At 69.0% G+C, this 22,631-nt stretch carries 21 protein-coding genes; 9 read left to right on the top strand and 12 right to left on the bottom strand.

Annotation, left to right across the window (positions count from 1 at the left end; all coding sequences use genetic code 11):
* Positions 1-97: 97 nt before the first annotated feature.
* From ACQ86G_RS10145 to ACQ86G_RS10130, 4 genes are read right to left on the bottom strand one after another with little or no spacing between them, the layout of a single operon-like run.
* Entirely contained in the window at positions 98-1,198 is a 1,101-nt protein-coding gene (locus ACQ86G_RS10145) for a M48 family metallopeptidase (protein WP_431260453.1), read from the bottom strand.
* 16 nt (positions 1,199-1,214) lie between these two features.
* Complete coding sequence (locus ACQ86G_RS10140) at positions 1,215-2,537, bottom strand: YjgN family protein (RefSeq protein ID WP_431260452.1); 1,323 nt, start codon at positions 2,535-2,537, stop codon at positions 1,215-1,217.
* A gap of 42 nt (positions 2,538-2,579) precedes the next feature.
* The gene (gene speD, locus ACQ86G_RS10135; RefSeq protein ID WP_431260451.1) at positions 2,580-2,969 is read right to left on the bottom strand and encodes an adenosylmethionine decarboxylase; all 390 of its coding nucleotides are present in this window, start codon (positions 2,967-2,969) and stop codon (positions 2,580-2,582) included.
* A gap of 44 nt (positions 2,970-3,013) precedes the next feature.
* Positions 3,014-3,484 (bottom strand): MerR family transcriptional regulator, encoded by a 471-nt coding sequence (locus tag ACQ86G_RS10130; protein WP_431260450.1) that lies wholly within the window; start codon positions 3,482-3,484, stop codon positions 3,014-3,016.
* Positions 3,485-3,529: 45 nt separating this feature from the next.
* On the opposite strand from ACQ86G_RS10130, the gene ACQ86G_RS10125 reads away from it, so the two are divergent.
* The gene (locus ACQ86G_RS10125) at positions 3,530-4,597 is read left to right on the top strand and encodes an MBL fold metallo-hydrolase (RefSeq protein ID WP_431260449.1); all 1,068 of its coding nucleotides are present in this window, start codon (positions 3,530-3,532) and stop codon (positions 4,595-4,597) included.
* 347 nt (positions 4,598-4,944) lie between these two features.
* Here ACQ86G_RS10125 and ACQ86G_RS10120 read toward each other — a convergent pair whose 3' ends face one another.
* The 7 genes from ACQ86G_RS10120 to ACQ86G_RS10090 form a co-directional block, all read right to left on the bottom strand.
* On the bottom strand, positions 4,945-5,853 hold the full coding sequence (locus ACQ86G_RS10120; RefSeq protein ID WP_431260448.1) for a M48 family metallopeptidase: 909 nt from the start codon (positions 5,851-5,853) through the stop codon (positions 4,945-4,947).
* The gene (locus ACQ86G_RS10115; RefSeq protein ID WP_431260447.1) at positions 5,814-6,689 is read right to left on the bottom strand and encodes a lysophospholipid acyltransferase family protein; all 876 of its coding nucleotides are present in this window, start codon (positions 6,687-6,689) and stop codon (positions 5,814-5,816) included. The genes ACQ86G_RS10120 and ACQ86G_RS10115 overlap by 40 nt, the downstream gene beginning before the upstream one ends.
* Positions 6,690-6,694: 5 nt before the next feature.
* A complete protein-coding gene (gene gmhB, locus ACQ86G_RS10110; RefSeq protein WP_431260446.1) occupies positions 6,695-7,345 on the bottom strand; it encodes a D-glycero-beta-D-manno-heptose 1,7-bisphosphate 7-phosphatase in 651 nt (216 codons plus the stop codon).
* Positions 7,346-7,399: 54 nt separating this feature from the next.
* Positions 7,400-9,541, bottom strand: coding sequence for a glycine--tRNA ligase subunit beta (gene glyS / locus ACQ86G_RS10105; protein ID WP_431260445.1), 2,142 nt, complete (start codon positions 9,539-9,541; stop codon positions 7,400-7,402).
* A 21-nt stretch (positions 9,542-9,562) separates the two neighbouring features.
* Positions 9,563-10,540, bottom strand: coding sequence for a glycine--tRNA ligase subunit alpha (glyQ, locus tag ACQ86G_RS10100; protein WP_431260444.1), 978 nt, complete (start codon positions 10,538-10,540; stop codon positions 9,563-9,565).
* Positions 10,541-10,653: 113 nt separating this feature from the next.
* Positions 10,654-12,204, bottom strand: a complete 1,551-nt coding sequence (lnt, locus tag ACQ86G_RS10095; protein ID WP_431260443.1) for an apolipoprotein N-acyltransferase — start codon at positions 12,202-12,204, stop codon at positions 10,654-10,656.
* Positions 12,204-13,088 carry an HlyC/CorC family transporter gene (locus tag ACQ86G_RS10090; RefSeq protein WP_431260442.1) on the bottom strand — a complete coding sequence of 295 codons (885 nt, stop codon included), beginning with the start codon at positions 13,086-13,088 and terminating at the stop codon, positions 12,204-12,206. The genes lnt and ACQ86G_RS10090 overlap by 1 nt, the downstream gene beginning before the upstream one ends.
* Before the next feature lie 122 nt (positions 13,089-13,210).
* On the opposite strand from ACQ86G_RS10090, the gene ACQ86G_RS10085 reads away from it, so the two are divergent.
* The 8 genes from ACQ86G_RS10085 to ACQ86G_RS10050 all read left to right on the top strand — a co-directional run bounded on the left by ACQ86G_RS10085 (position 13,211) and on the right by ACQ86G_RS10050 (position 21,467).
* The gene (locus ACQ86G_RS10085; RefSeq protein WP_431260441.1) at positions 13,211-14,344 is read left to right on the top strand and encodes a CobW family GTP-binding protein; all 1,134 of its coding nucleotides are present in this window, start codon (positions 13,211-13,213) and stop codon (positions 14,342-14,344) included.
* Positions 14,345-14,494: 150 nt separating this feature from the next.
* Complete coding sequence (gene dksA, locus ACQ86G_RS10080) at positions 14,495-15,139, top strand: RNA polymerase-binding protein DksA (protein ID WP_431260440.1); 645 nt, start codon at positions 14,495-14,497, stop codon at positions 15,137-15,139.
* A gap of 88 nt (positions 15,140-15,227) precedes the next feature.
* Positions 15,228-16,982, top strand: coding sequence for a hypothetical protein (locus ACQ86G_RS10075; RefSeq protein ID WP_431260439.1), 1,755 nt, complete (start codon positions 15,228-15,230; stop codon positions 16,980-16,982).
* 264 nt (positions 16,983-17,246) lie between these two features.
* A complete protein-coding gene (gene hslV, locus ACQ86G_RS10070) occupies positions 17,247-17,783 on the top strand; it encodes an ATP-dependent protease subunit HslV (protein ID WP_331614707.1) in 537 nt (178 codons plus the stop codon).
* A gap of 19 nt (positions 17,784-17,802) precedes the next feature.
* Positions 17,803-19,152: an ATP-dependent protease ATPase subunit HslU gene (gene hslU / locus ACQ86G_RS10065; RefSeq protein ID WP_431260438.1), complete on the top strand. Its 1,350-nt coding sequence runs from the start codon at positions 17,803-17,805 to the stop codon at positions 19,150-19,152.
* A gap of 121 nt (positions 19,153-19,273) precedes the next feature.
* Positions 19,274-19,900 carry a LysE family translocator gene (locus ACQ86G_RS10060; RefSeq protein WP_431260437.1) on the top strand — a complete coding sequence of 209 codons (627 nt, stop codon included), beginning with the start codon at positions 19,274-19,276 and terminating at the stop codon, positions 19,898-19,900.
* Between the two features lie 139 nt (positions 19,901-20,039).
* Positions 20,040-20,564 (top strand): hypothetical protein, encoded by a 525-nt coding sequence (locus tag ACQ86G_RS10055; protein ID WP_431260436.1) that lies wholly within the window; start codon positions 20,040-20,042, stop codon positions 20,562-20,564.
* Positions 20,565-20,642: 78 nt separating this feature from the next.
* A complete protein-coding gene (locus tag ACQ86G_RS10050) occupies positions 20,643-21,467 on the top strand; it encodes a nucleotidyltransferase domain-containing protein (protein ID WP_431260435.1) in 825 nt (274 codons plus the stop codon).
* 48 nt (positions 21,468-21,515) lie between these two features.
* On the opposite strand, the gene ACQ86G_RS10045 is transcribed toward ACQ86G_RS10050, so the two are convergent.
* Complete coding sequence (locus ACQ86G_RS10045) at positions 21,516-22,508, bottom strand: LysR family transcriptional regulator (protein ID WP_431260434.1); 993 nt, start codon at positions 22,506-22,508, stop codon at positions 21,516-21,518.
* Between the last annotated feature and the right edge of the window lie 123 nt (positions 22,509-22,631).

Genomic DNA, 22,631 nt, shown 5'->3' with positions numbered 1-22,631 from the left:
GCGGACGCGAGGCCCCATGCCCTGGGAGGGTCCGCGCCCTGAAGGTGGCAGGTGGGCGGTCCCGCTCAACGCCTCAACGTCTCAACGTCTCGGAGCCTCAGCGCAAAGGCTCCGCCTCCTGGGCCGCGCGCCGGGCGCTCTCGATGCGCTCCCCGATCGACGGATGCGTCGCGAGCAGGCCGCTCAGGCTGTCGATGCGCCCTTCGCGCCGCATCTCCCCCAGCACCTTGACCCAGGCCCCGACCAGGGTCTCATTGGGCAGATGTTCGCGCAGGATCAGGCGTTGCGCCTCGGCATCGGCGTCGCCCTCCGCGTCCGCGGTGTAGCGCATCGTCTGCGTCGAGGCCAGCAGGGTCCCCGCCACCGACGGGAAGTCTCCCATCACCAGGCCCGTGACCGACAGCAGTCCCGCGCCCTGCACCAGCTGTCGCATCGCATGGCGGTGCTTCACGTGTCCGGCCTCATGACCCAGCACGGCGACCAGTTCGTCGTCGCTCAGCAATTCCGCGAGACCGTCGAAGACGAAGATCGTGCCGTTGGGCAGCGCCATCGCCTGCGAGCCCTTGTGGTCGCCCTGGCGCGCAAAGCGCACGTCGAACCTCATGCCCGGGAACACGCGGCCCGCAACATCGGCGAAGCGGGCGCGGATCGCCTGCCGGCGTTCCATCGGCAGCTGCGACGGCCTCAGCCAGGTCGCCGCGAGCCGCTCTTCCACCTGCAGGCCGACGGCCGCGTCGAGCTGCTTGGGAATCAGCGGCAGCGTGGCACGCGCCAGCAGGCCGACGCCCTGCCGGTCGAACCACACCACCAGCGCCACCAACGCCACCAGGGCGCACATGGCCAGGCTCCAGCTGCCGATGATCTGCGAGAGCAGCGATTGCCCGCCTAGCACCCGTCCCATCGCACTGTCCGCCGGAAGCCAGACCGTGCCCCCGTCGGGCAGGCCGACCGGCGTCGGACGGTCGCGCCACCATTCGCCGACCTGCAGCGCCTTGCGCGCGTAGCGGCGCAGGCCGGGCATCGACGGTCGCGACGCGGCCAGCTCGGCTTCCGACGGCATCGACGACGAGGATTGCGGCCGGGGCGGCCACGGCATGAACTCGAAGTGGTTGCCGCTCAGACGGACACGCACGTCCTGCGGCCGGTTGTCGACGCCGTCGAACCAGCGGGCGGTGGCGGTATGGATCTTCGGCCTCATGCGACGTCCCGCGGGCTCACCACCCGACATCCAGGCCGAAGGTGTCGCCAGCGCCGTCGACGGCCGGACCGCGGGCGGGCCCGGGGCCACGCCGCGGCGGCGCCTGCACGACGATGCCGCCGATCGGCGCGTCCGTCATCACGCTCAGGCCCTCGATGCGCAGCTTGGCGATGCGCACGGCCAGGAACGGCCAGTACAGACCCAGCGTCAGCACGGTCAGCAATCCCTGGCCGAGCACGGTCTTGAGGAGCGCCACCACGGAGACGTCGGACGCGAACTCGATGCCACCCGCCAGCCGGGTGTTGTTCCAGACCACCTGCTGCTGCCGCGCGATGTAGATCGGCCAGGCACAGGCCCAGGCCACGGCCACCGCCACCAGCGGCAGCGCGGTACGCAGACCCTCGGGCGGCGCGCCCCCGGCGAGCTTCCAGCCCAGCGACACGCCGGCCCCGATCAGTGCCGTCACCGCGCCGGCGACGATCAGCGCGCCGCCCACCCGCAGGTAGAGGCCGTAGAAGGCCTCCACCGGCAGATGGAAATGGAAGGCGAGCGCGCCGTAGCGCGCATGCCGATGCTGGAACTGCCGGAGTCGCCCATGGGCGATCGGAAGCAGCAGCGCGGCCGTGAGGCCGATCAGACCGCTCACCCACGGTCCCAGGTCCGGGCCCAGGCTGACGACGAACGCGACCAGCGTCCACGCCACGAGCAGCGGCAGGCAGGAGGCATAGGTCGGCACGGCCACCGGCTGGAAGCCGAAGCGCAGGCCGCGCCAGCTGAGGTTGCCCAGCTTGAAGCGCTGGGCGCCTGCGAACAGCATCGGTCCGAGCACGTAGAGCGCCGCGAGCGCGGCCACGCCGGCGGCGAGGGACCAGTCGAACGCGTGCACGCAGGCGAGCAGCAGCGCGAGCGCCAGCACGCGGCCGACGAGGATGCGACGCGGGTCGCCATGGAAGTCGAACGGCTCGCCGGCCAGCAGCGTGTGCCGCGCGAACCAGCGCGCCTTGCGGCGCTTCGCCCAGGCGGAATAGACGCCCAGTGTCGCGAGGGTCAGCAGCGTGTTGACGATCCAGATGCGGAAGTAGTCGGCGCCAGTGCCGGTGAACTCGAGGCGCCACGCATGCCGCCTGGTGACGGGCGTGTCACGCGCGGGAGTCGCCGCCGGCGATCCGGCCGTGGACCCGGCAGGCAAGGCCGGAGAGGGTGCGGGAGCGGGCGAGGAGGCGACCATGGCGCCGGCCGGCCGCGCCGCCGCCGCCGCGCGCACCGATGCGGGCCCGCGCGCAGGCGCAGGCGACGGCGCCTTCGGCACCCGCGTCAGCTCGGTGTTGCTCTCGATCAATCCCTCGGACTCCTGGGCTCTTGCGGCCCGGGCGAGAGTCTACTAAAGCGCCCCGGCGCCCAGCTGTCCCCGGACGAGCGCGTGATGCCGGGCGTCAGCCGGTTCGAACAGCGCCGCCAGCGCCGCCATCAGCGCACGCGCCTTGTCCGAGTTGTCGCCCTCGTAGTTGCAGACGTAGACGTCCAGCGTCACGGACGCGATCTCCGGCCAGGTGTGCAGCGCCACGTGCGATTCGGCCAGCAGCAGCATGCCGGTGATGCCGCCCGGCTGGCCATCCGGCGCATCCGGGAAGCGGTGCCAGTGTTCGCCGACGACGGACAGGCCCGCCGCTTCGGCGGCGGCACGGACCGCACGGGCAAGACCTGACCCGTCCGTCAGCAGGGCGTCATTGGCGCAGCCGGCCAGGTCGGCGGTGAGATGCAGGCCGTTCATCGGCGGGCAGTGTAGAGGCAGTACTTCGGCGGCTTGGGACCGGGTCAGGCGGACGGATGTTGTTCGGCGCCGGCCTCGGAGAGGAGCGCGTGGCAACGCTCCTCGTGCAAGGTGATCTCTTCGAGCGTGATCTCGATGTCGTTCAACTGCTGCTGGAGCTGGCGGCGGTGCTGCTCAAGGACGCCGAGGAACGCTCGCGCCTGCGGCACCGTGTCCGACTGGTTGTCGTACATGTCGACCAGCTGCTTGATCTCCTGCAGCGACAGGCCCAGCCGCTTGCCGCGCAGCGTCAGCTTCAGCCGCGTGCGGTCGCGCTGCGTGTAGACGCGGTTGCGACCGGCGCGAGCCGGCGTCAGCAGACCCATGTCCTCGTAGAAGCGGATCGCGCGCGGGGTGATGTCGAACTCCGCCGCCAGCTCGGTGATCGTGAACAGCGGCCCCGCGTCGTCGCCGGCCTCGGGCAGCGCGTCCTCGGGCAGGTCATCGGCCGGGGTCGGGCGGGAAGAGGGGCTCATGGCTACACTGGCAAATGACGTTGACGTAAACGTAAGTCTAAAGCCATGGCCAACCCTCGCGAATCGGAACTCTCCTACCCCCTGGGCGACACGCTGCCAGGCCCCGGCGAGGCACTGGACCTGCTGCCCGGCGTGCGCTGGGTGCGGATGGGACTGCCCTTCGCGCTGGACCACATCAACCTCTGGCTGCTGCGGGACGTCCAGGACGGCCGCGAGGGCTGGACCATCGTCGACTGCGGCATCCACAACGACACGACGAAGGCGAACTGGGAACGCGTCTTCGCCGAGCGCCTGGACGGTCTGCCGGTGCTGCGCGTGATCGTCACCCATTTCCATCCCGACCACCTGGGGCTGGGGCACTGGCTGACCGAGAAGTGGCAATGCCGGCTGTGGATCAGCGCGACCGACTACCAGCTGGCGAGGGTGGCCTCCGCGTCGACGGTCGGCCTGGGCGGCGAAGCGGCGGCGGCGTTCTTCGGCAGCCATGGCCTGAGCGACCCCGCAGCGCTCGACAAGATCCGCGGCCGCGCCAGCTACTACCCGAGCATGGTGCCCGCGATCCCGGCGGCGTTCCGCCGCCTCATGGACGGCATGACGGTGCGCATCGGCGATCACGACTGGCGCTGCCTCGTCGGCTACGGCCATGCGCCCGAGCACATCAGCCTGTTCAGCGAAACGCAGGCGGACGGGCAAGGCGTGATGATCTCCGGCGACATGATGCTGCCGAGGATCTCGACCAACATCTCGGTGCTCGACGTGGAGCCTGAAGCCGATCCGCTGCAGCTCTACCTGGACTCGATCGCGCGGCTGACCGCGCTGCCCGCCGACACGCTGGTGCTGCCCGCGCATGGCAAGCCGTTCCGCGGTCTGCATGCGCGCATCGACCAGTTGCAGGAGCACCATCGGGAACGTCTGGCGGAAGTGCTCGAGGCCTGCACCGCGAAGCCCTGCCACGCGGCCGAGCTGCTGCCGATGATGTTCCGCCGGCCCCTGGACCTGCACCAGACGACCTTCGCGATGGGCGAGGCGGTGGCGCATCTGAACCGCCTGTGGCTGGGTGGACTGCTGCGACGCACGCTGGACGACGACGGGATCCACCGCTTCTCGGCTTGAGGGCTTGAGATCGCAGCGCCATCCCGGCGCGAGCAGGCACATCACCTGACCCCAGAAAGACAGTCGCCGCCGCCCCGGTCACGGGACGGCGGCGCTGCGCCTTTTTTGCATCAGCTTGTCGGCTCTGAGCGCGGGTTGTCCTGGCGCAGCCGGGTGGCTGGGGAACCCAAAGCGCCGCCGGGAGCGGAACGCGGGAGGAAGTTCTGACTCAGATGCGAGTGATGACAGCAAACCTCAGTGTGCAACGCCACTCAAATCAGCTACAAGCCCCCTGAAGGGGGAACACTCTGAAACGTAGCGGTACCACGCCGTTTTGGCTCACCGCTCTCGCTGGCAGTCCCCAGGCCCTAAGCCTCATCCATCAGCGGCAACACCGCCTGCTTGAGGCGATCGCGCGCGAGTTCGTAATCGGGGAAGACGGACCTCACCACCGCCCAGAAACGCGGACTGTGGTTCATCTCCTTGAGATGCGCGAGTTCATGCGCGACGACGTAGTCGATGAGCGCCGGCGAGAAGTGGATCAGCCGCCAGTTCAGCCGGATCATGCCGTCCGCGCTCGCGCTGCCCCACCGCGTCTGCGCGGAGGACAGTCTCAGCCCCGTCATCGTGACGCCGAGCGGCCCCGCGAAGTGCCGGCAGCGCTGTTCGAAGCGCTGTCGCGCCTGTCGCTGCAGCCAGGCCTGGACCGTGTCGCGGATCTGGTCGGGCGTCGCGTCCTGCGGCAGGCCCAGGTAGAGCATGCGGCGCGGCACGGTGGCCAGCGTCGGTTGCGGATCGGACTGTCCTTCGTCGAGCCGGGCCCCCGTCAGCGACGGATCCAGCACGACGATCAGCGGTTCGCCCAGGTAAGGCAGGCTGCAGCCGTCGCCCCAGTGGACACGCGCCGCCTGCGTGCGCCGCGCGCGCTCGCGCTGCTCGACGAGCTTGCGCAGGATCCACTCGCCCTTCTGCTGCAGCGCCTTGTCGATGTCGCCCAGCGGCACCCACTTCGGCGCCGACACGCGCAGGCCGTCCTCGCTCACGGTGAAGCCGATGCTGCGGCGCCGCGCACGTTTCAGTTCATACGGGATGGACTGCCCCTGCAGCAAGACCTGACGCGCGGTCGCGCCGGCTTCGACGCGCGGGCGCGGCGTCGGAGCGACGGCAGGATCCGGAACAGGACTCGGGGGCGCGGGCTGGGGCTCGGTGTCGAACAGCGACAACTGCGTGAAGTTGTTCAGCAGTGCGCCCAGTCCCCGCAGCTTGGAAGGCAGCATGGGCTGCGAGTGTAATCAGGCGGCGGCCGGCGCGGGCGGCGGCGCGGGGGAGCCGGCGGCGCGGGCGGGACCTGGGACACCTCGCCCGACGCGACGGCCGGGTAGGCCGCGGGGTCGAGCACCCGCATCTCGGCCTCGATCCAGGCCTGCACTTCCTTCATCAGCTCGGCCGGCGCGCGACCGGTGCTGGGGATCATCGGGCCGATGGACACGTCGATCGTGCCAGGTTTCAACAGGAAGCTCTTGCGCGGCCAGCAGGTCGCGGAGTTCATCGCGATCGGCACCACCGGCACGCCGGTCTCGACCGCCAGACGCGAGCCGCCGGTCTTGTAGTCGCCGGCCTTGCCGCGCGCCACGCGCGTGCCTTCCGGGAACATGATGATCCAGTTGCCCAGCGCCGCGATCCGCTTGCCCTGCGCGGCCACCTTGTTCCAGGCCTCGCTGCGCTTGCTGCGGTCGATGTGGATCATGTCCAGACGCGCCATCGACCAGCCGAAGAACGGGATGTAGATCAGCTCGCGCTTGAACACGTAGGCCAGCGGCCGCGGCATCAGCATCGGGTAGGCGAAGGTCTCCCAGGTCGACTGGTGCTTGGACAGCAGGATGACCGACTGCTTCGGATCGGTGGGCAGGTGCTCCATGCCGCGCACGCGCCAGTGCACGCCGCAGATGAGCTTGGCGCCCCAGATCGCGACGCGCAGCCAGGTGGCGCACATCCAGTAGAGCTGGGTGCTGTTCAGGAACAGCGAGCAGAGCACCACCGCGCTGCCCCAGGGGATGACGGTGACGATCAGGTAGAGGACGAAAACGATGGAACGCAGCACAGTGATGAGCATCGGCATCAGCCCAGTTCTCCAGGGGCGGTATCGGGTTCGGCGGATTCGCCTCGCGCTTCGGCGCGGGCGCGGCGTTCCGCGTGGATGAGGGTTTCGGCGAAGGCCGTCAGGTCCTGGTGCACGCGCGAGCCGGGCACGAGCGCGATCTGCTCCTGCAGCTGCGCCTCGTCGACGCCGGCGAGCCGGTCGCCGCGCACCAGGTGCGGCATGCAGCCGGCGTTGTGCGCGGTCTGCAGGTCGCGCACGCTGGCACCGACCATGTGCACGTTCTTGAGGTCCACGCCGAAGCGTTCGCCGATCTGTTCGATCAGACCCGGCAGCGGCTTGCGGCAGTTGCAGTTGTCTTCCGGCGCGTGCGGGCAGAAGAAGGCGGCGTCGAGCCGGCCGCCCTTCTCCGCCAGCAGCTGGTTGAGCCGCAGGTGGACGGCGTTCAGCGAGGCCATGTCGATCAGCCCGCGGCCGATGCCGGGCTGGTTCGTGGCCATGACGGTGTGCCAGCCGGCGTGGTTGAGCCGCGCGACGGCCTCGAGCGCGCCGGGCAGCGGCTCGAGTTCCTCGGGCGACTTCACGTGGTCGTCGCGGTAGCGGTTGATCGTGCCGTCGCGGCCCAGGATCACCAGCTTCATGCCGTGCGGATGGTCGGACCGGTTAGGCATAGTGATCTCCAGTGGACTGCGCTTGAACGACGACGGGGAACGATCAGCCGACGCTCAGACGGCCAGGCGCGACAGGTCGGCCACGCGGTTCATCGCCTCGTGCAGCTGCTTGAGCAGCGCCTGGCGATTGGCGCGCAGCGCGGGGTCCTCGGCGTTGACCATCACGTCGTCGAAGAACGCGTCGACCGGCGCCTTCAGCGCGGCCAGCGCCTTCAGCGAACCGGCGTAGTCGTGCTGCTCGAACAGCGCGTCGGCCTGCGGCTTCACGCCGGCCAGCGCGTCGGCCAGGGCCTTCTCGGCGGCCTCGGTCAGCAGCGCGGGCTTCACTTCGGTCGGCAGTTCGCCCTCGACCTTCTTGAGGATGTTGCCCACGCGCTTGTTGGCCGCGGCCAGCGAGGCCGATTCCGGCAGCGCCGCGAAGGCGCGCACCGCGCCCAGGCGCTTGGGCACGTCACCCAGGCGGGCCGGGTTCAGCGCCAGCACGGCGTCGACTTCCTGGGCGCTGTAGCCCTGGTCGCGCAGGCTGACCGCCAGGCGGTCGGCGAAGAAGCTGAGCAGCGGCTCGCTCGGGTCCTGGATCAGCTCGCCGAACGCGGGCAGCGCGCCCTCGATCAGTTCCGGCAGCGACAGGTGCATGTGGTTCTCGACCAGGATGCGGATCACGCCCAGCGCATGGCGGCGCAACGCGAACGGGTCCTTGTCGCCGGTGGGCAACTGGCCGATGCCGAACAGGCCGACCAGCGTCTCCAGCTTGTCGGCCAGCGCGACGACGGTGCCGGTGTGGTTGCGCGGCAGCGCATCGCCGGCGAAGCGCGGCTTGTAGTGGTCCTCGATGGCCTTGGCGACGCCGTCGCGCAGGCCTTCATGGCGGGCGTAGTAGCCGCCCATGATGCCCTGCAGCTCGGGGAACTCGCCGACCATGTCGGTCAGCAGGTCGGTCTTGGCCAGCAGCGCGGCTTCCTTGACCTTGCTGTCGAGCATGTCGAACTCGTCCTTGGCTTCCGCCGTGTACGGGTGCTGGGCCATGCGCAGCTGGTTGACGATGGCGTGCGCGATCGCGCGGACGCGTTCGGCGCGGTCGCCCTGGCTGCCGAGCTTGCCGTGGTACACCACCTTGCCCAGGCCCTCGACGCGGGAGGCCAGCGTCTTCTTGCGGTCCTGGTCGAAGAAGAACTTCGCATCGGCCAGGCGCGGGCGCACGACGCGCTCGTTGCCCTCGACGACCTTGGAGGCGTCGTCCGGATGCACGTTGCTGACGACCAGGAAGCGGTGCGTCAGCTTGCCGTGGCCGTCCAGCAGCGGGAAGTACTTCTGGTTGGCCTTCATCGTCAGGATGAGGCACTCCTGCGGCACGGCCAGGAACTCGGGCTCGAACTGGCACGAGAGCACGTTGGGCAGCTCGACCAGCGCGGTCACCTCGTCCAGCAGCTCGGGCGCGTCGATCGGCGTCAGGCCGAGCGGCTCGGCCTGTGCCTGCAGCTGGCGCACGATGTCGTTGCGGCGCTGCTCGAAGGACGCGATCACGCGGCCTTCCTCGCGCAGCTGCTGCTCATAGGTGTCGGCGTTCCTGATCTCGATCGAGGCGACGGTCGTCTCGAAGCGATGGCCGCGCGTCGTGCGGCCGGAGCTCAGGCCCAGCGCGGCGACTTCGACCAGCTCATCGCCATGCAGCGCGATCAGGCCGTGGGCCGGGCGGACGAACTTGACGTCGCTCCAGCCGTCGGCCAGCTGATAGGTCATGACCTTGGGGATCGGCAGCTTGGCCAGCGCTTCGTCCAGCGCCTTCTGCAGGCCGTCCTTCAGCGTGACGCCGGCGACGACGGTGTCCAGGAACAGCGCCTCGGCCTTGCCGTCCGGCGCGCGCTTGAGACTGGGGACGACCGACGCGTCGGCGCCGACCGAGGCCAGTTTCTTGAGCAGCGCGGGGGTCGCATTGCCCGACGCGTCCAGCGCGACGGCGACCGGCATCAGCTTCTGCTGCACGGCGCGGTCCGCAGCCTTGGCGCCGACACCGGTCAGGTGCACGGCCAGGCGGCGCGGCGTGGCGAAGGCGGTCACCGCGGCACTGGCGTCCGCGAGGCCCTGCGCCTTCAGCGAGTCGGCCAGGACGGACGAGAACGCCTCGCCCAGCTTCTTCAACGCCTTGGGCGGGAGTTCCTCGACAAACAGTTCGACGAGCAGGTTCTTCGTGGTCATGCTGGGGTGTTCCTCGTCGTCTCAGGCGGCGGTCTTCTTGTCCGAAGCCTTGTCGGCAGCCTTTTCAGACTTGGCGGCCGCCTCGGCGCTCTTCTTCTCGATCTGCGCGATCACCTCGTCCGCCCAGTCCTTGGGCGCCATGGGGAAGCCGAGCCGCGCGCGGCTGTCCAGATAGCTCTGCGCCACGGCGCGCGCGAGGTTGCGGATGCGGCCGATGTAGGCGGCGCGCTCGGTCACGCTGATCGCGCCGCGCGCATCCAGCAGGTTGAAGGTGTGGCCGGCCTTGAGCAGCTGCTCGTACGCGGGCAGCGCCAAGTGCGCGTCCATCAGGTCCTTGGACTTGCGCTCGTAGGCACCGAAGGCGTTCAGCAGGAAGTCGACGTCGCTGTGCTCGAAGTTGTAGGTCGACTGCTCGACCTCGTTCTGATGGAACACGTCGCCGTAGGTCAGGCCGTCGGTGTAGACCAGGTCGTACACCGATTCCTTGCCCTGCAGGTACATCGCCAGCCGCTCGAGGCCGTAGGTGATCTCGCCGGTGATCGGCTTGCAGTCGATGCCGCCGACCTGCTGGAAGTAGGTGAACTGCGTCACCTCCATGCCGTTGAGCCAGACCTCCCAGCCCAGGCCCCAGCAGCCGAGCGTGGGGTTCTCCCAGTCGTCCTCGACGAAGCGGACGTCGTTCTTCTTCAGGTCGAAGCCCAGCGCCTCCAGCGAGCCGAGGTACAGCTCCAGGATGTTGGCCGGCGCTGGCTTGAGCACGACCTGGAACTGGTAATAGTGCTGCAGGCGGTTCGGGTTCTCGCCGTAGCGGCCGTCCTTGGGGCGGCGGCTGGGCTGGACGTAGGCGGCCTTCCAGGGCTCGGGACCGAGCGCGCGCAGGAAGGTCGCGGTGTGGCTGGTGCCCGCGCCGACTTCCATGTCGTAGGGCTGCAGCAGGGCACAGCCCTGCTGGGACCAGTACTCCTGCAGGCGGAGGATCAGTTGCTGGAAAGTCAGCATAGGGACGTCGGGCCGTCGGCGGGCGCGTTGGGGAAAACCGACCGATTCTATGTGCGCCCCGGGCCGCGCACAGGTGTCGCGTCGCGAGGTCGCGCCCGTTCAGCCGAAGCGCTTCAGCCCGGAAGCGAGCGGGCCGGACGGCGAGGCGCCAGCACCGGCAGCACGCCGAGCGCGGCCAACACCCACAAGGGCCACAGGCCGAGCATCGCCAGCCAGCGCGCGTACGGCGTGACGCCGCTGCGGCCGTCGACGCTCACTTCCAGCACGCCGGCCTGCTCCGCCGGCAGCCGCTCGCGCACCCGACCGCGGTGGTCGACATGCGCGGTCGCGCCGGTGTTGGTCGCGCGCACGATCGGCCGCTGGAACTCCAGCGCCCGCATCTGCGAGAACTGCAGGTGCTGGTCCTGCACCATGCGCGGTCCGAACCACGCCAGGTTGCTGACGTTGACGAACACCGTCGCGGCGGGCTCGCCGCCGTCGAGCGCGCTGGCGGCGATGTCCTCGCCGAACAGATCCTCGTAGCAGATCAGCGGCCGCAGCCGCTGGCCTGCGAAGGGCAGCGCGCCCTCGTGCGTGCCGCTGGCCTGATCGTCGAGCGGGATGTTCATCGCCTTGACGAACCAGTGGAAGCCCGGCGGGATGTACTCGCCGAAGGGCAGCAGGTGGCGCTTGCCGTAGTCGTAGCGCTGCGCGAAGCCGATGCCCACCAGCGAGTTGACGAAGCCGTCGGTCGAATTGCCCAGGAAGGTGCCCAGCAGCAGCGGCCGGGTCTCGGCATCGCGGCGCAGGCGCTCGACGTGGTCCTCGTCGAGGAAGGCCAGCGGCACCGGCAGCACCGACTCCGGCGTGATCACGACCTGACCCCGCGCGGAGCGGATCAGCGCGATCAGCTGGTCGAGGTTCTGGTCGAAGCGCTCGCGGTCGAACTTCTGGTCCTGAGGGATGTTGGGCTGCACCAGCGACATCGTCAGGGTGCCGCTGGACCGGGTGAAGTCCTGCGGCAGGAACTGCCCCGCAACGACGCCGGCGACGAGCACGGCGAGCATCGCCCAGCGCCGCAGCGCCAGCGCCGCCGCCACGAGCGCCGCCAGCGCGGTGATGCCGTAGACGCCGACGTAGGGCGCGAACGCGGCCAGCGGGCCCTGCGCATGCGCGTAGCCGCTGGCGATCCAGGGGAAGCCGGTCAGGATGGTGGCGCGGGCGAGTTCCGCTGCCAGCCACAGCCCGGCGAAGGCCAGCGCCCGTCGCCACGGCGCGGCGCTGGCGGACCAGCGCGCGGCCAGCCCCATGCCGGCGGCGTAGTAAAGGGACAGGAACAGCGCCAGCGCCAGCACCGCGAGCGCGGACACGACTGCGGGCAGATGCCCGAAGTCGTGCATGCTGATGTAGAGCCACCATAGTCCGGAGGCCAGCCAGCCGACGCCGAACAGCGCGCCGGTCAGTGCGGCGCGTCGCGGCCGCAGGCCGTCACAGGCCCAGATCAGCCAGGCGAGCGCGAGCGGCTGCAGCCACCAGGCGGGGCTGGGCGAGAACGAAGCCGTCTGGAGAACGCCCGCGACGAGCGCCAGCGCCGGGTGGCCGAGCCCGGCCCGCCATCCCTGGCGGACCGCCCGGCCCGGACTGCCGGACCGGTCAGGCCCGTCGAACGACACGCCGCGGCGCATCAGCCGCTGTGGTCGTCGGCCTCGGAGGCCGGCGCGCGGGTCACCTTGAACCAGCGCACGGCGCCGCCGCGGTTGATCATCACCGAGAAGCGCAGGCCCGCCACCTCGACGGTCTCGCCACGGCGCGGCACGCGGCCGTGCTCGTGCGCGACCAGGCCGCCGATGGTGTCGAAGTCCGCCACCGACAGCGACAGCCCGAAGGACTCGTTGACCGCGGCCACGTCGGCGTCGCCAGCGACGCGGTAGCTGCCGTCGGCCAGCGTGTAGATGCCGGCGTCGCCGTCGCCGACGTCGAATTCATCCTCGATCTCGCCCACGATCTCCTCGAGCACGTCCTCGATGGTGATCAGGCCCGCCGTGTTGCCGAATTCGTCGATGACGATGGCCAGGTGATTGCGGTTGGAGCGGAAATCGCGCAGCAGCTCGTTCAGGCCCTTGCTCTCGGGCACGAAAACTGCCGGGCGCAGCAGGGCGCGCAGGTTCAGTTCCGGCGCGCGCTGGAGCTTGAGCAGGTCCTTGGCGAGCAGGATGCCGATGATGTTGTCGCGCTGGCCGTCGTAGACCGGGAAGCGCGAGTGACCGGTGTCGATGACGTTGGCCAGCAGGTCGTCGGGGGCCCACTGGATGTCCAGCAGGTCCATCCGCGGCGCGGCGACCATCACGTCGCCGGCGCTGAGTTCGGCCATCCGCAGGACGCCCTCGAGCATCTGGCGCGATTCGGGCGCGATCAGATCGCGCTCCTCCGCTTCGGCGAAGTTCTCGATCAGTTCGCTGGTCGAGTCGGGGCCGGGGTGCAGGAATTCGAGCACGCGATCGATGAGACCGCGTGGGTCGTTGCCACGCCCGCCGTGTTTGGCGGGCCGACTAGGCTGGGGTTCAGACACTGAGGTGTGTGCCGTCGTTGAGGAGGCGCCAGAATAACCGATTGACATTGACATTCGCTTGAAACACAGTCATCCGCCCTCAGTTAGCGGGCCCAGGCTTCCCTTACAGATTGGTCTTCACCATGTCGTCCGTCCCTGATACCGCCGCACCGACCTCCGCGCAGGCCTCCGCCGCCACTGCCGCCACGGGTCTGATCCCCGCCACCATCCTCACGGGCTTCCTGGGCTCGGGCAAGACCACGCTGCTCAAGCGCGTGCTGACCGAGGCGCACGGCCAGAAGATCGCGGTCATCGAGAACGAGTTCGGCGAGGAGAACATCGACAACGACATCCTCGTCAGCGAGACCCAGGAGCAGATCATCCAGCTGAGCAACGGCTGCGTCTGCTGCACCATCCGCGAGGATCTGCGCACCACGCTGGCCGACCTGGCCGCCAAACGGCGCAAGGGCGAGCTCGATTTCGAGCGCGTCGTCATCGAGACCACCGGCTTGGCCGACCCCGGCCCGGTCGCGCAGACCTTCTTCATGGACGACGAGATCGCGGAGACCTTCCTGCTCGACTCCATCCTGACCCTGGTCGACGCCAAGCACGCCAACGACCAGCTCGACACGCGCCAGGAAGCGCGCCGCCAGGTGGGCTTCGCCGACCAGATCTTCCTGAGCAAGACCGACCTGGTCGACGCCGCCTCGGTCGACGCGCTGTCGCACCGCCTCAAGCACATGAACCCGCGCGCGCCGCAGTCCAAGGTCCATTTCGGCGAGGTGCCGATCAAGGACGTCTTCGACCTGCGCGGCTTCAACCTGAACGCCAAGCTGGAGATCGATCCGGAGTTCCTGGCCGTGGACGACCATGCGCACGGACACGACCATGGCCATGATCACGGGCACGACCACGGCCATGAAGGCCACGACCACGCCCCCGGCGAAGCCTGCGATCATCCGCACCACCATCACCACGACGACGACGTCAAGTCCTTCGTCTTCCGCTCGGAGCGGCCGTTCAATCCGGCCAAGCTGGAGGACTTCCTGGGCGCGATCGTGCAGGTGTACGGCCCGAAGATGCTGCGTTACAAGGGCGTGCTGAACATGAACGGCACCGACAAGAAGGTCATCTTCCAGGGCGTGCACCAGCTGATGGGCTCGGATCTGGGCCCCAAGTGGCTGCCGGAAGAAAAGAAGATCAGCAAGATGGTGTTCATCGGCATCGATCTGCCGAAGGACATCCTCATGCAGGGGCTGGAAGGGTGCCTGGCTTAGTGCCACACTGATCCATGGTTCAAGGCCATCGCCGGTGCGGCGGCGGAGGTGGATACAATCCGCCGCGCCCGAACCAGGCCCCTGCGCCAACGGCGGGAAGCCCCGGCTTCTCATGTCGAGCAGGTATAAAGAGCCGCTAGGAGAGTGAACGTGAGCAAGACCCCGGCCTCCAAGACCGCAGCGACCAAGGCGCCCGCAGCCTCTGCGAAGGCGTCCAAGGCTGCCGCGGAGGGCAAGTCCGCCGACGCGGACGCGCCCGACAGCACGGTCTCACTGCTGGACAGCCCCGTCCGGCCCTCGACCCCGACATCAACGAACCAGAACAGCCGACCTGCCGTGAAAGCCGATCCCAAACTCTCCTCCGCCTGGAAAAACAAGGCCGGTGCCGAACTGTCCGATGCCGAAGTGCTCGCGATGCCCGACACCGAATACATGAACGACAAGCAGGTCGAGTTCTTCCGCGCCAAGCTGACGCAGCTCAAGGAAGACATCCTGTCGAACGCCGGCGAGACGACCGAGCACCTGCGCGAGGACACCTCCATCGTCCCCGATCCGGCCGACCGCGCCACGATCGAGGAAGAGCATGCGCTGGAGCTGCGCACCCGCGACCGCGAGCGCAAGCTGCTGAAGAAGATCATGCAGTCCCTGACGCGCCTAGACAGCGGCGAGTACGGCTACTGCGACGAGACCGGCGAGCCGATCGGCCTGGGCCGTCTGATCGCCCGTCCGACGGCGACGCTGTCGCTCGAGGCGCAGCAGCGCCGCGAGCTGAAGCAGAAGATGTTCGGCGACTGAGTCGCCCGCATCCGCCAGCATCAGGAAGTACCGCCCCAGTACCGCCCGTTCCACCGCCACTACTGCGAAAAGCAAGGTCCGCGTGAGCATGTCCGACCCCAAAGACGGCACCAAAGAAGGCGAGAGCTTCTTCCGCAAGGTGGCGCGTTTCGTCGCCAATCCGACGACCGACTGGGCGGAGATCAACTCGCGCCAGGACGACCCCGAGGCCGACGCCGCCAAGGCCGAGCTGCGGGCGATGGTGGAGCGCAAGCGCCGCAACGACTTCGTGCGCAAGCGCGAGCTCGACATGCTGCGCAAGATCCGCCGTGAAGGCCTGACCCCCGAACAGCTGGCCGCCCTGGGCGGCCACGCGACCTCGGGCATCGACGAGCTGGGCCGCATCAGCGAGATCCAGGGCGTGCGACGCGACGACGGCACGGTGAAGGCCAAGATCGACCAGATCGAGCAACAGATGGTCGGCGAGGGCTTCGTCCCGACGCAGGTCCAGAGCCAGCACCCGCCCGGCTTCTTCGACACGAGCACCCGGCCGGTCAACTTCGCGGCGACGCAGCCGGCGGACCAGGTCGGCGCACGCGTCTCCGACCATGCGGCGCCGGCCGAGATCGAACGCCTGGACCTGTCGCCCGCGCCGGCCGCGGCCTCGATGGGCGGCGGCATCGCACCGCCCTCCCCGGCCGGAGCGCCGGCGGCCATCCCCGAGCTGAAGAAGGAGATCCCGACGCTGAGCTTCCACGTCGCGGATCCGCAGGTCGAGGTCAGCGAGGTCGTCCACGACGCCGAACTGGACGAGGCGGTCATCGCCTTCGCCAACGCCGACTACGAGCACTGCGAACGCAGCCTGATCGACCTGACCCGCCTGGGCGGTGCGCGCCACGAGCACGCCGAGACCTGGCTGGTGCTGTTCGACCTGTACCGGGCGACCGGCCAGCAGGGCAAGTTCGAGCATCTGGCCAACGACTACGCGCAGCAGTTCGGGCTGTCGTCGCCGCAATGGTTCTCGCTGCCCAAGCTGGTGGCCGAGGCGGTGCAGGCGGAGCGCGCGCCGCGCGGCCGCGCCAGCAGCGTGTCGTGGACCACGCCGGAGTACCTGGACGTCGAGGCCGTGACGCAGATGCGCACGCGCTGCGAGAACCTGCCGATGCCATGGGTGATCGATTGGGCGCCGCTGCGCCAGATCGACATCGAGGCCTGCGCCAAGCTGCGCGACCTGTTCCGCGCCTGGGCGCAGCAGGCGCTGGACCTGCGCTGGCTGTCCGGCGACCATTTCTTCAATGTGCTGCGCGAGCAGGCCCCGGTGGGCAGCCGCGACGCCGACCCCATCCTCTGGATGCTGCGCCTGGAGGCGCTGCGCCTGGCCAACCGCCCGGACCAGTTCGACGAGGTCGCGATCGACTACTGCGTGACCTACGAGGTCTCGCCGCCGAGCTGGGAAAAGGCACTGTGCCACGTGCGCATCAGCGGCAACGCGCTGTCGACGAGTTCCCCGTCGTCCATCCAGCCGGCGGCGATGGACACCGGCATCGCCTTCCTCGAGTCGACGATGACCGACGCGGTCAACACGGCGGCGCTGATGGAACTGTCCGGCCAGCTCAGCGGCGACATCAGCGAGACGCTGGCGTTGATGACCGAGCAGCTGGGCGGCGCCTCGCTGGTGACGATCGCCTGCCCGAAGCTGATCCGCCTGGACTTCATGGCCGCGGGCGACCTGCTGAACTGGGTCCTGGCCCGGCGCAGCGAGAACCGCGCGGTGCAGTTCAGCGATGCGCACCGCCTGGTGGCGCTGTTCTTCGGCGCGATGGGCATCAACGAGCACGCCCGGGTCAAGATCCGACACGTGTGAGTCCGACGGCCGTTCCGGCCGTCCGGACCTCCGGATTCAACCGACGCGACGACGGGGCCTCTGGCCCCGTTCCTCATTCGGATGTCCGATCATCGGCATCGTCAAGCGGCATGCGCACACGCGAGGCCGCAGCCTTTTCCTCACCGTCCTCCCACCTTGTGATTCCCGCGAGGGAACCCACGTGAGAGTGTCATGACGTCGCCCAAGACGTCCAACGAGTTCCAGAGGTCGGATCCCCCCATGTCTCAAGACCACTCCTCACCGCTGCCGCCGTACCACGGCACCACCATCGTCAGCGTGCGCCGCGGCAACCAGGTCGCGATCGGCGGCGACGGCCAGGTCACCCTGGGCACCATCGTCGTGAAGTCGACGGCCCGCAAGGTGCGCAAGCTCCACAAGAACCAGGTGCTGGCGGGCTTCGCCGGCGCGACGGCGGATGCCTTCACGCTGTTCGAGCGCTTCGAGGCCAAGCTGGAGAAGTACGAGGGCAACCTCGTGCGCGCCGCCGTCGAGCTGACGCGGGACTGGCGGACCGACCGCGTGCTGCGCCGGCTGGAGGCGATGCTGGCGGTGGCCGATCGCACCGCCTCGCTGATCATCACCGGCAACGGCGACGTGCTGGAGCCCGAGCAGGGCATCGTCGCCATCGGCAGCGGCGGCGCCTACGCGCAAGCGGCGGCGAAGGCGCTGCTCAACCACAGCGAGCTGAGCGCGGCCGACATCGTCAAGCAGTCGCTGGTCATCGCCGGCGAGATCTGCATCTACACCAACGGCAACCACACGATCGAGACGCTGGACTGATCCGGCGCGGAGCACACGAATGAGCAGCAGCATGACCCCGCAGGAAATCGTCTCCGAGCTCGACCGGCACATCGTCGGCCAGGCCGACGCGAAACGCGCCGTCGCGATCGCGTTGCGCAACCGCTGGCGGCGCCAGCAGGTCGACGAGAAGCTGCGCGGCGAGATCACGCCGAAGAACATCCTGATGATCGGCCCGACGGGCGTCGGCAAGACCGAGATCGCGCGCCGCCTGGCCAAGCTGGCCGATGCGCCCTTCATCAAGGTCGAGGCGACGAAGTTCACCGAGGTCGGCTACGTCGGCAAGGACGTGGACAGCATCGTGCGCGATCTGGTCGACATCGCCGTCAAGCAGGAGCGCGAGCGCCAGATGCGCTTCCAGCGCGCGCGGGCCGAGGACGCGGCCGAGGAGCGCATCCTCGACGTGCTGGTGCCGCCGGCACGCTCTTCGACCGGCTTCGCGCCGGCGGCGACGGAGACTGGCGGTGCGGACAACACCGCGCGCCAGGTCATGCGCAAGCGCCTGCGTGAAGGCTCGATGGACGACAAGGAGATCGAGATCGCGCTGACCGAGGCCAAGCCCTCGATGGAGATCCTCGGGCCGCAGGGCATGGAGGAGATGGCCGAGCAGCTCAAGGGCCTGTTCTCGCAGATGGGGCAGGAGAAGAAGACCACGCGCAAGGTCAAGATCGCCGAGGCCCGCAAGCTGCTCGTCGAGGAAGAGGCCGGCAAGCTGGTCAACGAGGAAGAGATCAAGACGGCGGCGCTGGCGCTGGCGCAGGACAACGGCATCGTCTTCATCGACGAGATCGACAAGGTCGCGACCCGCAACGAGCACAGCGGCGGCGCGGACGTGTCGCGCCAGGGCGTGCAGCGCGACCTGCTACCGCTGGTCGAGGGCACGACGGTGAACACGAAGTACGGGATGGTGAAGACCGACCACATCCTGTTCATCGCCTCGGGCGCCTTCCACCTGAGCAAGCCCAGCGACCTGATCCCCGAGCTCCAGGGTCGCTTCCCCATCCGGGTGGAGCTGAAGTCGCTGTCGGTGGGCGACTTCGAGGCCATCCTGTCGAGCACCCATGCGAGCCTGGTGAAGCAGTACCAGGCCCTGCTGGCGACGGAAGGCCTGACGCTGGAGCTCAGCGCCGACGGCATCCGCCGGCTCGCGCAGATCGCCTACGAGGTCAACGAGCGCACCGAGAACATCGGCGCGCGCCGGCTGGCGACGGTGCTGGAGCGGCTGCTGGACGACATCAGCTTCGACGCGCACAAGCATGCCGGCAAGACGGTGACGATCAACGGCGCGCAGGTCGACGAGAAGCTCGGCGCGCTGGCGCAGGACGAGGACCTGAGCCGGTTCATCCTCTGAGGGAGACCCCCTCGTCGCGCGACGAGGGCATGGGCCAGGACGTGGAAGTCCGCGCACTGCAGGACCGGCGGGAATTCCGTAGACTCCGCCGATCCGCAGTGCCGCGGCCTCAAGGAGTTCCATGTTCGACGTCACCACCCTGGCGACCTTCGTCGTCATCGTCCTCGGCCTCTTCCTGATCCCCGGACCCGCCGTGCTGCTGGTCCTGAGCCGCACCGTGCAGGGTGGCCGGAAAGTGGGCGTGATGACCGGCCTCGGCGTGGCCACCGGCGACTTCGTCCACACGCTGTTCGCCGCGGTCGGACTCTCCGCCTTGCTGATGACCTCGGCGCTGGCGTTCAACGTGGTGAAGTACGTCGGCGCGGCCTACCTGGTCTATCTCGGCGTCCGGGCCTTCCTGTCGAAGCCGTCCGACCCGTCGCTGCCGACCCTGGCGCCGATCAGTCCGTTGCGCGCCTATCTGGAAGCGATCCCGGCCGAGGTCCTCAATCCCAAGACGGCGCTGTTCTTCCTGGCGTTCATGCCGCAGTTCGTGCATCCCGAGAAGGGCTCGAGCTTCGTGCAGTTCGCCGTCCTGGGCGCGATCTTCGTCGTCATGAGCAGCCTCTACACGACGGCCGTCGCGCTGTCGATCAAGCCGCTGGGTCGCCTGCTCAAGCGGGTGGCGTGGCTCAACCGCTGGCAGGGCAAGATCATCGGGACGATCTTCGTCTCGCTCGGGCTCAAGGTCGCGGTGCAGCAGCGCTGACGGCGTCGCGTCGCACCGCCGTCACGGTTCGCACACCTTCCGGGCAGATCCCGAAGCGGCCAAGGACGCCGGCTGGTAGCCTCCGGCCCCGTCCTGTTCCCGACCCTGAAGCCGCCTCATGCCTGCCGCTCGCGCCACCTTGCTCGCCCTCGCCGTCTCCGCAGTCGGCGCCCTCGCCCCGACCCACGCCGAGGCAGCCGGCACGGCCGCGAAGCCCGTGCCCCTGCCAAAGATGATGTCGCGCGACGAGATCCGCGCCTGCTTCCGGGAGCGCGATGCGCTGGAGCGCGACAGGGAGGCCCACTTGGCGAAGGAGGAGGCCTTCCGGCAGGAACAGGCCCAGCTCCTCGCCGAAGCCAGGGCGCTCGGCGCCGAGATGCGGAAGGTCGACAAGACCGATGAGACGGCGGTGAACGAGTTCAACGCCAGGGCCAAGGCGCATGACGAGCGCGTGCTGGCCACCAACGAGAAGGGTGACGCGTTCAACGCCGCGGTCGACGTCATCAACGGCCGCCAGGCCGATCTCCGGGACCACTGCACAACGCGTCCGTTCCGACTCTTCGACGAGCATGTGGTCATGAAGGAGATCGGCGCGAAGACCAGCCTGTCCGGCGCCCCCGTGCCGCCGCCGGCGCCGCGTCCCGCGAAGACCTCGGCGCGCTGAGCCGGTCGGGCCACCCCGGATGGAGGAACGCGCCGCGGCCGGCGCATCGCCGTCGCACGAAGGGCTGAGAATGGCGCCATGAGCGCCCTTCCCGCCACCGACATCTCCGCCATCCCCGAAGCCGCGCGGGCGGAGATCCACGCGCGACTCCGCACCGCCGAATCCGAGCATCAGGTGCGCGTGCTGCTGGCCATCGAGTCCGGCAGCCGCGCCTGGGGATTCGCCTCGCCCAACAGCGACTTCGATGCGCGCTTCATCTATGCGAACCGGACGGACTGGTACCTGTCGGTGGGTCTGGAGGAGCAGCGCGACGTCATCGAGTACCCGATCGTCGACGACATGGACATCAACGGCTGGGACCTGCGCAAGGCGCTGCGTCTCTTCCGAAGTTCCAATCCCGGCTTCGTCGAATGGATCCAGTCGCCCATCGTCTACGAGAGCAGCACCAGCTTCCATGCTCGGGCGCGGGAGTTGCTGCCCATCGTGTATTCGACCGTGCGCGGCATCCATCACTACCGCAGCATGGCCAAGACCAACTTCCGCGGCTACCTGCAAACCGACGAGGTGCCGCTGAAGAAGTACTTCTACGTGCTGCGGCCGCTGCTCGCGGTGCGTTGGCTGGAACGCCACCGGCAACCCGCGCCGATCGAGTTCCACCGGTTGCTAGACACCGTTGCCGATGAGCCCGGATTGCCCGCGGCGATCGATGACCTGCTCGAACTCAAGCGCCAATCGCCTGAACTGGGCCGGTCGCCGCAGGTCGTTCCCATTCAGCGCTTCATCGAACGAGAGCTGGAGCGCATCGAAGGATTGGAGCTTCCCGCCAACGATCGACCGGAAGTCGAGCCCTTGCTGTCCGGGCTGTTCCGCGACGTGCTGCGCCAATGCTGGTCGCCGGGGTGAGCGACTGCTGCGGGAGCGACGGCGCCAGCCTCGCTCCCTGAGCGCGCCTCAGTCCCGCACCGCGGGCGCCTTGCTGACGGCGGCCCGGCCTTTCGCCTTCCCGAGCGCCGACGTCGCCGTCACCCGCGCCTTCGCCGGCGCGCGCTGCGCCTCCACCTCGCGGATCACCTCGATGAAGGCCCGCAGCGCCGCGGGCATCAGGCGGCTGCTCGGGTAATAGAGGTGGTGGCCGGGGATCGGCGGCGTCCAGTCGTCGAGCACGGTGACCAGACGACCCGCGGCGATCTCCGCCTCGGCCTTCGTGGACCAGACGTAGGCGAGGCCCATTCCCTTCGCCGCGGCCTCGACCATCAGCCCGATGTGGTCGAGCGTCACCGAGCCCGGCACGTCGACCTTCAGCGATTGCCGCTGGCGTTCGAACTCCCAGCGGTACCTCTTGCCGCTGGGCAGGCGGAAGCGGAGGCAGCGGTGCTCGGCGAGCGCGTCCGGCGTGCGCGGGGTGCCGTGCTCCGCCAGGTAGTCCGGCGAGGCCACCACGATGAAGCGCACGTCGCCACCGAAGGGCACCGCGACCATGTCCTGCGGCAGCGCCTCGCCGAGCCGCACGCCCGCGTCGAAGCCCTCGGCGACGATGTCGACCAGCTTGCCCTCGGTGACCAGGTCCAGCTGCACGTCCGGATGGCGTTGGACGAACGCGGGCACGATGTCCCGCATCAGCTCGCCGGCCGCGATCTCCGAGACGTTGATCCTCAGACGGCCCGACGTGCGGCCGCTCAACGAGCCCAGGTCGCCCAACGCGTTGTCCAGCTCCGCCAGGATCGGCCCGACATTGCGCGCCAGCTGCTGGCCGGCGTCGGTCGGCGCCACGCTGCGCGTCGTCCGGTTGAAGAGTCGCACGCCGAGCCGCTCCTCCATGCCCCGCACCAGATGACTCAGGCTGGACGGCGACATCCCCAGCTCGTCCGCCGCGGCGCGGAAGGACTGGTGACGCACGATCGCCAGGAAGGCGGTCAGCTCCGCGAGGCTGGGACGCTCAGTCATCGGACCGGTCCGTACACGCATTCATGAGTATTCCCCACTAACTCGTTTCAATTCCTGAGCATAGACGCATCAATCGCCGGTTCCTAGAGTTCGTTCCACACCGCGCCGCCATTGAACGAGGCG

Source organism: Roseateles chitinivorans (genome assembly GCF_050632145.1).
In the GTDB taxonomy this organism is placed as follows: domain Bacteria; phylum Pseudomonadota; class Gammaproteobacteria; order Burkholderiales; family Burkholderiaceae_C; genus Roseateles; species Roseateles chitinivorans_B.
This window is presented reverse-complemented; position numbering and strand designations above follow the sequence as displayed.